Here is a 12091-nt window from a genome sequence, read left to right as displayed (position 1 = left end):
GTAAAAAAGCCGCGGAAACCTGCTATGATGGCGGGTGGTTTCTGCATCGTAAATTTCTTGTAGAACAACACAATTTCCGAATTACCCCATCGTTAATTAAACACAAGTCTATTGACTAAAAGCAATTATCCCCTATGAACCCCAATATCCAGAATGACCAGGATTACCTGGCCGAGAAATTCAAGCTGATGGAAAATCATACCATCCATGCGAGTAAGATTGCAATTCTGAAGATACAAAGCTGGAAATTCGCTTTGAAGACACCGGAAGTAGGCACCCGCTACCAGCAGGCTGCCGAGGACATGGTGCGGGAATCGTTGTTGCGCTTTATACCCAATGAACATGTACTGAGTGAAGAAGGTTTCTTCTTCTCGGCATTAGATAACTAAACGTTTGCTTGCCCTGCTTTGTTAATGTTTGAGTGATACCTTGTGAAGGGGGTGTCACTTTTTTTATTTGGTAGCCGCCCTGGTTGCCCGGTCCATACTTCTTCCCACAAAATAGCCGCCTACCACGCCCAACAGTGCACCTGCGATGAGCCATAGCAGCTCGGGCCCTGCAGAAATATAAGCTACAAAAACACCCAATGTACCGAGGAAGATCATCATGATCCGTGAACCCTTGCCGCGTGCAGCCTGACGACGAACCTGATGGTTTGAAGGAGGGTGGGGATGTGCATGGTGATGCCCATGTTTGTGCCGGTGCCTGCTTTGTGCCATATGGAAAGATTTTACCATAAGGTACGAATAAAACAGCGGTCTGGATCGACCGGTTTTGCAGGCCCCCGCGTGCCTGCCAAGGCACCGGACGGAGCAACTATGGGATGCCTACAGACTCTGGAGCCACATGAGGGCGCGCCCCTTGACGGTATCTTCCGACGGATTGCCGGCGCGCACCAATTCATCGGGAGCGATCTTCCCCTCATAAATGCGGCCTGTGCGATCGGCCTCCTGGCTAATCGACATCACCAGGGTGGAGCCATCCAGCAGGCTATAGGTGGTATTGGCAGTAGTAAAACCCGCAGTGGGTTCTCCGATGTGTTTGGCGTTGGGCATTCCTTTAAACGCGAGGGCAAGAATTTCGCCTGAGCTCGACGTTTTGGGGCCGGTCAGGACGACGATCTGTTTGCGCTGTACGGCGGTCAAAGCGATGGGCTGACTCACCCGGCACATCAGGTTGGTACCATAGAGTGCGGCGCCCGCTTCATACTTAAATCCTGTTGCTTTACCACTGCGTACAAAAAATCCGCAAACGCCGTCACCCAGCAGCGGTCCCATACCTGCCAGCATGGGCCAGCAATTACCGCCCGAATTACGACGTAGGTCTATTACCCAGCGGGTAGCGCCGCGGTCGGCCAGCTGACCAATGAGCGTTTGCAGGCTATCGGCGATGCGTGTACAAATGGCTTTGTCGGTAGTACTGATCCAGGGCACTTCGAGGTAGCCGATATTGCCGTCTTCGAGACGGGCCGTAATGGTACCCATCACTTCGTGCAGGGCAGATGAGCGTTTGAGCGAAGTGGTATCGTTGTGGTACAAGGCCGCGCGTTTGGCGGGCATCAGGAAACTATGTCCACCGCGCACCTGTTGCAGGCATTGGTTGATCGCGGCATAAGCGTCGCGTACCGTGCTGGCATCCGACAATTGTTCCCGGGCATTGCAGACGAGCGAGTCCCAGGCCAGTTCTTTTTTGAAGGGATTGCGTTGAATGTAGGTGAGTGCCTGTTCGAAAAGCTGCAGGGCACTGTCTTGCCCGGAAAGCAGGGTAGTCGTCATGCCGGCAGCAGACGCACGGCCAGACTGACCATTCGCGAAGGAACCCATTAAAAGCAAACCAAACAGTAGATAACGCTGCATATCGGTCTTTGAAAGTTTTGAATGTCACCGGCTATACTTCCCCGGAGGGTATAGATGCAAACCGGGTAAAATTCCATAATCCAATCAGGATTTGATACCTTTTTTCTTCATTTCCTCCGCCAGTTTAGCTGGGATGGGCCGGCAGGAACAATGTTGCTGGTGCCCCAGGTGCCATTTAACCCGTTGCTCAAAGCTGGGATTTTTAGGCATGCGGTGTTGTTCGTGCCAGGCTTTGTTGATTTTCATCCATCTAAATATACCGAAACAAACTGGCTTGCTGAAATCGGGAAATTGTTGCCCATCTTCCACACAACGATCTAGCGACGGCATACGGGAGCAGAGGCAGGATTTTGGTAGTCAATCACTAAAACAAGGACTATGCAAGACTATGATGCAATGGAAAGCTGGATGGACGATCCGGTTTTGCCCAATATAAAAACCAATAATGTGATCAATGTCGGCTGGCCCGAAAGGCTGTTGTCGGCAACGACCGGCGTGGCACTCATTGGAAGTGGGGTCCGCAATTTTACCAAACATCCTGTCAGAAGTTTTATGCAGAGTGTGATCGGTGGTTTCCTGTTGTACAGAGGTGCATCGGGTAGCTGTCCGGCCTATGCAGCGATGGGAAAAACGAATAATGTACACCGGACACCGGCGATCAACGTACGGGAGACGATCGTTGTCAATAAACCGAGACATGAGGTATACCGCTTCTGGCGTAACCTCGAAAACCTGCCATCATTCATGCACCACCTGGCGAAAGTAAGGGAGGTAGATCCGGTGCACTCGCGTTGGGAAGCGATCGTGCCCGCTAACCTGGGCCGTGTACGCTGGAATGCAGAGATCGTAAAAGATGAATACGGAGTCCTGATCGGCTGGCAGTCGATTGCCGGGTCGGCCATCGAGAATGCGGGGAAAGTAGAGTTTCGCGATTACGACGATGGTACGGAGGTGCGCGTGGTGATCACCTATCGTCCACCTGCGGGCGATATCGGTGTGGTACTGGCGAAGTTGTTGAATCCCGCCTTCGCGCGCATCGTATCAAACGACATCAAACAGTTTAAGGAATACATTGAAGGCATCACGCCTGCCGAATATGAACTGACCACCAGATAGCTATCTTCAATCCGTACGCTATGAGTAGAAGCTGATCACGCAAGTGGTCAGCTTTTTTGATTAGTCGAAAGGAATGAGCTAAAACAGGGAGTTTTCTGTTGTAAATCCATCGGGTAGGGATTACGTTCATTGCTATACCAAAACTGGCAATGAATGAATTTGGACAGGAAAAATAGCAACTGCAACAGCATATCGACCCGCATCGACCATGCGGGTTTTCTTTTGCCCGTATATCGATTTGCCCTGATATACGTCGCCTACAGGAAACTCCGCAAAGTTCCCGAAACACTATGATCGCACAGCTAACCAAGCATAATTATTGAGGCTGCTTTCCCAATCAAGCATACCCCACTTCCAAATCAAACTAACAATCGTTATCTTTACGAACCCAAATTTAGCACTAAAGCCATAATCCATTAAAGATCAGCTGTATGAATAAACGTGAGGTCTATATTATATCCGCCGTCCGTACCCCCCTCGGCAGTTTTGGCGGTGCGCTGAAAGACTTCAGCGCCACCCAACTGGGCGCCATTGCCATCAAAGGTGCAGTAGAAAAAGCAGGCATCAAACCCGAACAGGTTCAGGACGTACTCATGGGCTGTGTGATACAGGCCAACCTCGGCCAGGCACCCGCCCGCCAGGCCGCGAAATTCGCTGGTCTGCCCAATGAAGTGAATTGCACGACGGTCAATAAAGTATGCGCCAGCGGTATGAAAGCCATCGCCCAGGCAGCACAAAGTATTGCGCTTGGCGACGCCGATATTGTCGTAGCTGGTGGTATGGAAAGCATGAGCAATGTGCCTTTTTATGTTGATCAGCTACGCTGGGGCAACAAATACGGCAATACCAACCTCATCGATGGATTGGCTAAAGACGGTCTCACCGATGTGTACGACGGCAAGGCCATGGGCAATGCTGCCGAGCTGTGTGCGAAGGAATGTGGCATCAGCCGCGAGGACCAGGACGCATTTGCCATCGAAAGTTACAAGCGCAGCCAGGCTGCTTGGGCAGGCAGTAAGTTCGATGACGAAATCGTTCCCGTTTCGATCCCCCAACGCAAAGGCGATCCCATACTTTTTGCCAAAGACGAAGAACCTTTCAACGTTAAGTTTGATAAGATCCCCGAGTTGAAGCCTGCCTTCCAGAAGGACGGCACCGTTACAGCTGCCAATGCTTCCACCATGAATGACGGCGCCGCGGCACTCGTACTCATGAGCAAAGAGAAGGCGGATGAACTTGGCCTGAAACCAATTGCGAAAGTGGTATCGTATGCAGATGCCGAACAGGCGCCCGAGTGGTTCACCACTACACCGGCGATAGCCCTGCCCAAAGCGGTAGCCAAGGCAGGTCTTTCGATCGACCAGATCGATTATTTCGAACTCAATGAAGCGTTTTCCGTAGTGGGTATCGAAAATACGCGCCGCATGAAACTCGACCCTGCGAAAGTGAATGCCCACGGCGGCGCGGTGAGTATCGGCCACCCATTGGGAGCCAGTGGTGCCCGTATCATCGTTACGCTGATCAATATCCTGCAACAAAACAACGGAAAATATGGAGCTGCCGGTATTTGCAACGGTGGCGGAGGAGCCAGCGCCATGGTCATCAGTCTATGAGTACCGTTACCATAAGATTAGCGTCTACGGCTGATGCGGCCCTTGTTGCCGATATCAGCCGTGCTACTTTTTATGAAACCTTTGCTGCCGACAATACTCCGGAGAACATGGAGAAATTCATGAACGATCAGTTCTCCCGGGAAAAGCTGATGGCAGAGTTATACGATCCCAATAGCATTTTTTTATTGGCCGAAATCGAAGGCGAAGTGGTCGGTTATACACGCCTGCGCGAATCGCCCAACCCAACCGCCCTTGGCGAAGCGCCTTCCATCGAAATCGCCCGCATTTATACCATCAGCAAAATGATCGGCAGGGGAGTGGGTAGTATCCTGATCGAACATTGCATCGAAGTGGCCCGCAAACTGGGCATGCAAATCATCTGGCTGGGCGTATGGGAACACAACCAACGCGCCATCGACTTCTATACCAAATGGGGCTTTACCAAATTCGACGACCATATCTTCGCCCTCGGAGATGACCCGCAAACGGATTGGCTGATGAAGAAAGAACTATAAATGCCAATCTATTTCCCCCGATCCTCGAAGTAATCATAACTACTCACCTTGCCGGTCGCCAGATCGACCACCTGCAACAGATTCGCCTGCGTGCCCGACAGCTCCGGATTACTCACGCCCAGGAGAAATAATTGCCGGCCCGTGTAGAGCCAATCTACCCAATCAGCAAGCCCCGAAGATAATTTCCAGATCGCCTTCCCATCCAGCCCAATCCGCGTCACCTGGATCAACCCTTCGCGACCGATCTTATCCTTGTGTATTACCAGGTAACCCGCAGGTCCGGATAACCGGATGGGCAATGCCGTCTTTTTGTCGACCAGAAAACCAGCCTCCAGGAAATAGACATCAGGCACCTGTACACGTGCCTTCTCTTTATCAATCAGCAAGTCGCCATTCCGCCCCGTCGACCATTCTCCCACATACAACTGTCGGCGTGCCGCCTCTTCATACGCCGGTCGCCACGCCACCCGGTCATACAATTGCTCAAACTCCTCACGATCATATAATCCCATCCATCGTCCGTCGATGGTGTCCTGGTTCACCTTGATCTGCGAAAAAGAAGGGTGCGATCGTTGCAGAGACGCAATGGCCGACTCCAGTTGCCTCGACTGCGACTCCTCGGTGCGCAGCACCGATTGCACCTGGTACAGGCTATCCCGTTCCCGGTAAAGCGCTTTTTGATGGGCCGCAAAAGCTATCTGGCGACGCTGGTATTCCGACGCGCTGATCTTACCCTGGCTATATAATTTGCCAGGGTATTCGTTTTTATACAGCGAATCCTGCTGGCCGCGATTCAATACGATCGCTTGCTCTACCGACTCTTTGGCTGCAGTAAAAGCGTTTTTATCGGGATCACGGTCACTGGCAACTGCCGCCAGCGTTGTGGTATTCAATTGCCATTTCGAGCCATCACTGGCTGTAAAATAGAGCTGCCCATCAGCCGGATCAAATTGATAGTACCGCCGCTCGGCGGGAAACTTTCCTTTCAGCGATGGGTTACTGCGCTCCAGTATCGATACATCGGCTTTTACCTTCAGCGTAAAGGGATCGAAAGCCATCAATTCACCCATAAATACCCAGGCCAATTGCCCCGACGCACCCAGCACATCCACCGGGAAATTCTTAATATCACGGTGTTCTTTTATTTCCCGCATTGCCTGCCGCGCACCTGTTACGCCATCCTGCTGTTGTACCAGGTAGCTGGTGGTGACCGATTTATTGACCATGCCACCATTCCGCGAATAATTATTCGTTTCATCATATTGCACCAGGCTAAACAATACACTACGGCCATCCCGCTCGAAATACAATACGGGCGCCAGTGCAAAACGTTCGTCAAACTGGGCCAGGCAACTCCTGAGTAACAGGATGAACCCGGCGATCAACAACCCCAGAAAAAGAAACCCGCCTATAAATAGCTTGCTCAAACGCATCAGCAAAAAGTTTAATTAAAAATAGAATAGTCAATGATCTCCGGCAAATCAAGCCATTCATGTACGCCTGATCTCTCCTTGAAACGTGGCAAAACAATGACCAGGCGTGATGGCAGGATCGATCATGGGCCCAACCCGCAAGCCTTATCTGCCGCTGAACAACATCAAAAAGCAAAGTACACAAGCCGTGTTGCCTTTACCCAGGGCACCGGTTGCGCACTTTGCCAGTTTTCAAGCGTACGGATGCGCCGCCTGGCGCCGCTATGTTGAACCATGAAACAAACCAACAAGGGGAGTATACAGTCGGCTTCAATTGATTACCCAAGAGCTAACTAATCAGGCCTCAACCACCCAACCTACCCATGGCCACCGGAACTAACCCCGCCACGTAGTAATACATTTATCAAGTAACTGATCAGGCTGTAACCTCCATCAACTGCACCTCGGCAGGTACAGCCCGCTCCGAGTCGCCTGGCCGGGCACTGCCCAGCAGCAACAGCTCGCTGACCAATATCTCCGTGGTGTACCGTTTGATGCCTTCTTTATCAGTATAGCTCCGGTTCACCAGTTTTCCCTCGATGGCAATCTCTTTGCCCTTCGTCAGAAACTTCTCGACAATATCAGCCACCTTACCCCAGGCCACCAATTGGTGCCATTGCGTTTCTGTGACCTTCTCACCCAGCATATTTTTATAACGCTCGTGTGTCGCCAAAGAAATACGCGCCCATTTTTTACCCTTTTCTGTAGTCCTTATTTCAGGCATATTACCCAGGTGACCGATCAACTGAACTTTGTTTCTTAAAGCGTACATAATTGACATGTTTAATTTATGATGGAAACTTTTTGATACCGCCGTTCACAACCTCCCGGCGACACCACAAATGTGCACCCCGCCGAAATCCGTAGTCGGTTATTTGTCGTTTATAGTCGGATGTAAGTGTTTGTAAACGTTTGTAAGCGCTTACAAACGGCTACTCCCCACCCCAATTCCTGAAAAGCTGGCGTATTGCCAGGAAGAACCCATTCTGTGCATAAAAAATTAATCATGAACGAAGAAACCAGGACCTGCCTTGCTTGTGGAAGAAATATCAAAGGAAGGATCGATAAGAAGTTTTGCGACGACGCCTGCCGCAACCAGTACAATAACCAGCTCAACAGCGACTCCATCAATTACGTACGCAATGTCAACAACATACTCCGGCGCAACAGGCGTATCCTGGAGGAGGCCATGACTGGTGTAGAAAAAGCGACTGCCCGCTCAAAATCCGAGCTGGCCAAAATGGGATACCGGTTCGATTTCTTCACCAGCTCGTTTACCAATAAAGACAAGGAAACTTACTACTACTGCTATGAGTACGGGCTGAAAGAAGTAGGCGAAGATAAATGCATCATCGTGCGAAACAGGACACAAAAGTTGGCGGGCAGCGCCAATCAATAACGACGCCACAAAACCGGCCCGTCACCAGTAGACGGCCGGTTTCCATGAACAGGTCCCGAGACCTGTTCCCCGTACACCAACAAAACCCGGTGCTTCGCCGGCCGCAATGGCTTTACAAAGCGCCGGAACGCCACCACAACAGCTCGACCGGCAAGGGTTCCCGCTCTGGTGGCTGGTGCCTGTGTGCACAAGGCAACGTCCAGTGCCCCACATGCCCTCGTACCGGGGCCAGGCACAACATGCCCGTCACCAGCACGAGGGGGGATCATCATTTTTTTCATGGCTATACTGCTATACTTTGATAAGATACTTGAACCCATCTTGTTGTTGCACGGCCTTCGGCACTAATCAACGAGTATCGCTGATCCGTCCACCAGACACCTTTTCCGTTTGCATTATGTCACCGGGTATTGCGCGACCGTCATTCATCCGCCCCAATCCGTCATTCAGAGCAACTACCTGCTGCTGTACCAGCAACCCACAACGCGGCCGCCACAGTCCTTCACACACCCTCATCCCGTGCTTTTCTCCAGCACCGCCTGCACCAATTCTTTATAGCTGCGGCCAATCGGGATCTGCTTGCCATTGATCTCCACATCCGTGGCAGTAAACGCATCCACCTTGTCCTTGGCCACGATAAACGACCGGTGGATCCGTACGAAATTGTTTTTCGCCAGCATCTCTTCGATCTGGCCCAACTGAAACTTGGTTAGGATATTCTTGGTCTTCGTGTAAATACGGATATACTCCTTCAGGCTCTCGATGTACAGGATCTCATCCAGGTAGACCTTCACCTTTTTCTTGCTCACATTGAAGAACAGGTAAGCACGTTCAGCCGGTGCCAGCAGCGTATGAATGCTGACCGCCGGTACAGGCGATTGCTTCAGCTTGTTGACTGCCATCAGAAAACGGCTGAACTCGATCGGCTTCAGCAGGTAATCCACCACATTGTATTCATAGCCCTGTAATGCATACTCGTGGTAAGCCGAGGTGATGATGATATGAGGCGGCTGCTTCAGCGTACGGATAAAATCGAACCCTTTCAGCTTCGGTAAATGAATATCGAGGAAGATCAGGTCCACCGGTTGCTGCTGCATGAGTTCCATGGCATAGATTGCATCACTGGCCACGCCCTTCAATTCCAGGAAAGGTACCTGCCGGATATAATCCTGCAGCACCTCCGCTGCCAGCGGCTCGTCTTCAATAATGAGACAATGATATCGTTGCATCGTTGTTAAGGTTAATGGTTAAGTGAACCCGGAATTCCTCCCGGTGATTCGCTACCTGCAGGTCGTGCTCCTGGTACATCAGTTCCAACTGCCGCCGCACATTGCTCAACCCGATGTTTTCCGTCACCGAAGTATCCCCATTTTCTTCCTTCGAGTTATCGATACTAAAATCCAGCACTCCTTCCTGCAAAGCCACTTTGATATGGATAAAGGAATCGAAGCGCGTTTCACTCGCCCCATGCTTGAAAGCATTCTCGATAAAGGGCAGCAACAGCAATGGTGCAATAGGGTGGGAGGCATCGTCGATCTCTTTTTCGAACCGGATCGTCAGCCGGTCGCTGTACCGGATCTTTTCCAATTCCAGGTAATCTTCGATCATCCGGATCTCCACACTCAACGGTATCCGTTGCTTACGCGACTCGTACAGCATAAACCGCAGCAACTTTGCCAGTTTCATCACCACATCTGCTGTATCGTCCGATTTCTTACGCGCCAGCGCATAAATATTGTTCAGCGTATTGAACAGAAAATGGGGGTTCGTTTGCGTGCGCAGAAACTTCAGTTCCGCCTCTAGCTTTTCCTGCATCAGCTTCTTTTCCCGCATGCGACTTAGCCAGCTCAACCGGAGAAACTTCATCGCCACCGCACAGGCAGCTACCAGGCTGATATCGATAAAGGCATTCAGCACCCTGCCGAGCGCAAACAGACTGATCTCCTTCCACGCATTGTTCAACATCAACGGCACCGCATAGTAATATAAGATCGCCCGGTAAAAGGTCACGGCAGCGGCCAGCGCCAGGGTGGTGGCGGGAATCAACCACGGTATATCCCTGCTGCGGTTGAGACCACGTCCTACCGCCCACAACAGAAAATAAGCAAATAAGACCTTCGGCGGCAGAATACATAAGACCGTTTTAAAGGCCAACCAGGCGCGCGCTCCCGGTTCCAGCGAAGGAAAATAAGATTGGAACCAGGCATACTCGAGGATATTCTCGTGCACGATGTAAGCCAGCCAAAAAAGCAAGTGTAATCGCAGTCTGTTCTTCACTGTATAAAAATCGTAAAAAAGCCGATCACAACCGGTAAAATTGTACTAACCGCAGCTTGGTCCCCATGAACAACCAATTACCTGCCAACCTACTCGCTACCAATCGCTTACTTACGATACCCGATCTTTCCCATCACCTCATCCTTCTGGTATTTTGAGATCGGGACCTGGTAACGGCCCACATGCAGGATATTTCCTTCCACGGCACCAATGGCCTCCAGATTGACCAGGTACGACTTATGCGGCTGGATAAACCGCCCCGGCGGCAGGCTATCCTGCAAACCCTTTAAGGTAGAATGGGTGATCAGCTTTTTATCGCCCACGTAGATGGCGACATAGTTTTCCATGGCCTCCACCAACAGGATGTCGGCAAAACGAACCTTTTCCAACCGGCTATCGGTCTTCACAAACAGGTGGTCCCGCTCACCCGACGTCGATGGCTGGAAATAATCATACGCTTTATTGGCCGCCTTCAAAAACCGTTCAAAGGGGATGGGTTTCAGCAGGTAATCCAGTACATCCAATTCATACCCCCGGATGGCATACTGCTCATACGCTGTCGTGAAGATGACTTTCGGTGGATGGGAGGTTTGCTGCAAAAATTCAATGCCTGTGATATAAGGCATTTCAATATCGAGGAACAGCAGGTCGACCGGTTGCTGACGTAACAGGCTATTCAATTGCAGGGCATCTTCGCAAACACCCGCCAGCTGCAGGAAATCGATCTTCTCCACATAACCCTGCAGCCCTTTACGGGCCAGTGGTTCGTCGTCAGTAATGATACAACTGATTGTTCTTGTCATCGTTCCAGGTTTATGTGCAATTCAGCATGAAAAACATCGCCTTTTTTTGCTGTCGTCAAGGTACTCTTACCCGCATACAACAGTTCCAGCCTGCGCTTCAAGTTTTCGAGGCCTATGCCGCTATCCACTTTCACCGGTATATGTTCCGGCACATTGTTCTCCACGGCAAACACCAGTTTGTCGTGGACCAACCGGGCATCGATGCGCAACTGGTAACGGCCACCTACATATTTAAAAGCATTTTCTACCAGGGGCAACAACAGCAGGGGATAGATCTGCTGACCATTCAGCCCGCTGTCGAAGTGAACATTCAGCTGCAGTTTATCCGACGTACGTACCTGTTGTAGTTCGATGAAGTTCTGCAGGTATTGTATTTCCTGGCTCAGGGGCACCGTTTGCTGCTGGTCGTACAGCTGGTAACGCAGCAACCCTGAGAATTTTTCAATGCTGCGCTTCGCCGCCTGGATATCGTCATCCATTTGAAAATACACGGTATTGAGCGCATTGAACAGGAAATGCGGATGGTATTGGGCCTTCAGGAATTTCAGTTCGGTTTGCAATTGGTCATTGGTGATCTTCTCCAGCTGCATTTGCTTGTCGATATAAGCCTTCAGCAGCTTGTTGGCCCGCACGACAGTATAGTAGATCAGGTTGTACATTACCGGGATGACATTGATGATCGCCGCGTCGCCGATCGATAACCCATCGTCTGTCAGCGCAGCCATCGGCGTCATCAACAGGTTGACGCTCACCTCCGTCACGATAAACACCCACAGCAATTCATGCAGCACCGTTTTGTAGCCCACGCCGGTAGCCAATGACCGGTCGAAATACCGGAACAGCCGTTGCAGGGCATACACCATGATATACGCCATAACTACGCTGCAAAACATTTCAAAGGCATTCAGCTTCCACGAACGATCCCAAAACGGATCATATGACAAGGTATCATTGATGAGCCGGATGGTGAAGTAGATCAACAATCCATACAAAGCGGGAAACAGGTATTTCCAGAACCATTTCATCAATAGAAAATTAGC

The 12091-nt window shown here is 50.9% G+C and carries 14 protein-coding genes; 5 read left to right on the top strand and 9 right to left on the bottom strand.

Annotated features, from left to right (window positions below; all coding sequences use genetic code 11):
- Positions 1-134 precede the first annotated feature (134 nt).
- Positions 135-389: a hypothetical protein gene (locus P2W70_RS12380; protein ID WP_276481778.1), complete on the top strand. Its 255-nt coding sequence runs from the start codon at positions 135-137 to the stop codon at positions 387-389.
- A gap of 63 nt (positions 390-452) precedes the next feature.
- Here the strand turns inward: P2W70_RS12380 and P2W70_RS12375 are convergent, their stop codons facing one another.
- From P2W70_RS12375 to P2W70_RS12365, 3 genes are all read right to left on the bottom strand, one after another.
- Positions 453-719 carry a hypothetical protein gene (locus P2W70_RS12375; RefSeq protein WP_276481777.1) on the bottom strand — a complete coding sequence of 89 codons (267 nt, stop codon included), beginning with the start codon at positions 717-719 and terminating at the stop codon, positions 453-455.
- Between the two features lie 108 nt (positions 720-827).
- Entirely contained in the window at positions 828-1856 is a 1029-nt protein-coding gene (locus tag P2W70_RS12370; protein WP_276481776.1) for a S41 family peptidase, read from the bottom strand.
- 84 nt (positions 1857-1940) lie between these two features.
- Positions 1941-2102 (bottom strand): hypothetical protein, encoded by a 162-nt coding sequence (locus P2W70_RS12365; protein WP_276481775.1) that lies wholly within the window; start codon positions 2100-2102, stop codon positions 1941-1943.
- Between the two features lie 132 nt (positions 2103-2234).
- On the opposite strand from P2W70_RS12365, the gene P2W70_RS12360 reads away from it, so the two are divergent.
- The 3 genes from P2W70_RS12360 to P2W70_RS12350 all read left to right on the top strand — a co-directional run bounded on the left by P2W70_RS12360 (position 2235) and on the right by P2W70_RS12350 (position 5100).
- Positions 2235-2972 carry an SRPBCC family protein gene (locus tag P2W70_RS12360; protein ID WP_276481774.1) on the top strand — a complete coding sequence of 246 codons (738 nt, stop codon included), beginning with the start codon at positions 2235-2237 and terminating at the stop codon, positions 2970-2972.
- Positions 2973-3403: 431 nt separating this feature from the next.
- Complete coding sequence (locus P2W70_RS12355; protein WP_276481773.1) at positions 3404-4585, top strand: acetyl-CoA C-acyltransferase; 1182 nt, start codon at positions 3404-3406, stop codon at positions 4583-4585.
- Positions 4582-5100 carry a GNAT family N-acetyltransferase gene (locus P2W70_RS12350; RefSeq protein ID WP_276481772.1) on the top strand — a complete coding sequence of 173 codons (519 nt, stop codon included), beginning with the start codon at positions 4582-4584 and terminating at the stop codon, positions 5098-5100. The genes P2W70_RS12355 and P2W70_RS12350 overlap by 4 nt, the downstream gene beginning before the upstream one ends.
- An 8-nt stretch (positions 5101-5108) precedes the next feature.
- On the opposite strand, the gene P2W70_RS12345 is transcribed toward P2W70_RS12350, so the two are convergent.
- Both P2W70_RS12345 and P2W70_RS12340 read right to left on the bottom strand, forming a co-directional pair.
- The gene (locus P2W70_RS12345) at positions 5109-6527 is read right to left on the bottom strand and encodes a PA2928 family protein (protein WP_276481771.1); all 1419 of its coding nucleotides are present in this window, start codon (positions 6525-6527) and stop codon (positions 5109-5111) included.
- A gap of 421 nt (positions 6528-6948) precedes the next feature.
- Complete coding sequence (locus P2W70_RS12340) at positions 6949-7344, bottom strand: single-stranded DNA-binding protein (protein ID WP_276481770.1); 396 nt, start codon at positions 7342-7344, stop codon at positions 6949-6951.
- A 234-nt stretch (positions 7345-7578) separates the two neighbouring features.
- On the opposite strand from P2W70_RS12340, the gene P2W70_RS12335 reads away from it, so the two are divergent.
- A complete protein-coding gene (locus tag P2W70_RS12335) occupies positions 7579-7971 on the top strand; it encodes a hypothetical protein (RefSeq protein ID WP_276481769.1) in 393 nt (130 codons plus the stop codon).
- Between the two features lie 512 nt (positions 7972-8483).
- Here the strand turns inward: P2W70_RS12335 and P2W70_RS12330 are convergent.
- From P2W70_RS12330 to P2W70_RS12315, 4 genes are all read right to left on the bottom strand, one after another.
- The gene (locus P2W70_RS12330) at positions 8484-9200 is read right to left on the bottom strand and encodes a LytR/AlgR family response regulator transcription factor (RefSeq protein ID WP_276481768.1); all 717 of its coding nucleotides are present in this window, start codon (positions 9198-9200) and stop codon (positions 8484-8486) included.
- A complete protein-coding gene (locus P2W70_RS12325; protein ID WP_276481767.1) occupies positions 9172-10248 on the bottom strand; it encodes a sensor histidine kinase in 1077 nt (358 codons plus the stop codon). Before P2W70_RS12325 ends, P2W70_RS12330 begins: the two co-directional genes overlap by 29 nt.
- A 107-nt stretch (positions 10249-10355) precedes the next feature.
- Positions 10356-11051, bottom strand: coding sequence for a LytR/AlgR family response regulator transcription factor (locus P2W70_RS12320; protein ID WP_276481766.1), 696 nt, complete (start codon positions 11049-11051; stop codon positions 10356-10358).
- The gene (locus P2W70_RS12315; RefSeq protein ID WP_276481765.1) at positions 11048-12076 is read right to left on the bottom strand and encodes a sensor histidine kinase; all 1029 of its coding nucleotides are present in this window, start codon (positions 12074-12076) and stop codon (positions 11048-11050) included. The genes P2W70_RS12320 and P2W70_RS12315 overlap by 4 nt, the downstream gene beginning before the upstream one ends.
- Positions 12077-12091: the final 15 nt, after the last annotated feature.

It is taken from the genome of Paraflavitalea pollutisoli (genome assembly GCF_029360705.1).
GTDB classification, from domain to species: domain Bacteria; phylum Bacteroidota; class Bacteroidia; order Chitinophagales; family Chitinophagaceae; genus Paraflavitalea; species Paraflavitalea pollutisoli.
Note: the sequence above shows the minus strand (reverse complement) of the source record. Positions and strands in the feature narration are given on the sequence as shown.

What these genes read in the sequence shown, in the direction of transcription:
- P2W70_RS12380 (WP_276481778.1), top strand. Translation starts at nt 135, where the DNA reads ATGAACCCCAATATCCAGAATGACCAGGATTACCTGGCCGAGAAATTC.
- P2W70_RS12375 (WP_276481777.1), bottom strand. Translation starts at nt 719, where the DNA reads ATGGCACAAAGCAGGCACCGGCACAAACATGGGCATCACCATGCACAT.
- P2W70_RS12370 (WP_276481776.1), bottom strand. Translation starts at nt 1,856, where the DNA reads ATGCAGCGTTATCTACTGTTTGGTTTGCTTTTAATGGGTTCCTTCGCG.
- P2W70_RS12365 (WP_276481775.1), bottom strand. Translation starts at nt 2,102, where the DNA reads ATGAAAATCAACAAAGCCTGGCACGAACAACACCGCATGCCTAAAAAT.
- P2W70_RS12360 (WP_276481774.1), top strand. Translation starts at nt 2,235, where the DNA reads ATGCAAGACTATGATGCAATGGAAAGCTGGATGGACGATCCGGTTTTG.
- P2W70_RS12355 (WP_276481773.1), top strand. Translation starts at nt 3,404, where the DNA reads ATGAATAAACGTGAGGTCTATATTATATCCGCCGTCCGTACCCCCCTC.
- P2W70_RS12350 (WP_276481772.1), top strand. Translation starts at nt 4,582, where the DNA reads ATGAGTACCGTTACCATAAGATTAGCGTCTACGGCTGATGCGGCCCTT.
- P2W70_RS12340 (WP_276481770.1), bottom strand. Translation starts at nt 7,344, where the DNA reads ATGTACGCTTTAAGAAACAAAGTTCAGTTGATCGGTCACCTGGGTAAT.
- P2W70_RS12335 (WP_276481769.1), top strand. Translation starts at nt 7,579, where the DNA reads ATGAACGAAGAAACCAGGACCTGCCTTGCTTGTGGAAGAAATATCAAA.
- P2W70_RS12330 (WP_276481768.1), bottom strand. Translation starts at nt 9,200, where the DNA reads ATGCAACGATATCATTGTCTCATTATTGAAGACGAGCCGCTGGCAGCG.
- P2W70_RS12320 (WP_276481766.1), bottom strand. Translation starts at nt 11,051, where the DNA reads ATGACAAGAACAATCAGTTGTATCATTACTGACGACGAACCACTGGCC.
- P2W70_RS12315 (WP_276481765.1), bottom strand. Translation starts at nt 12,076, where the DNA reads ATGAAATGGTTCTGGAAATACCTGTTTCCCGCTTTGTATGGATTGTTG.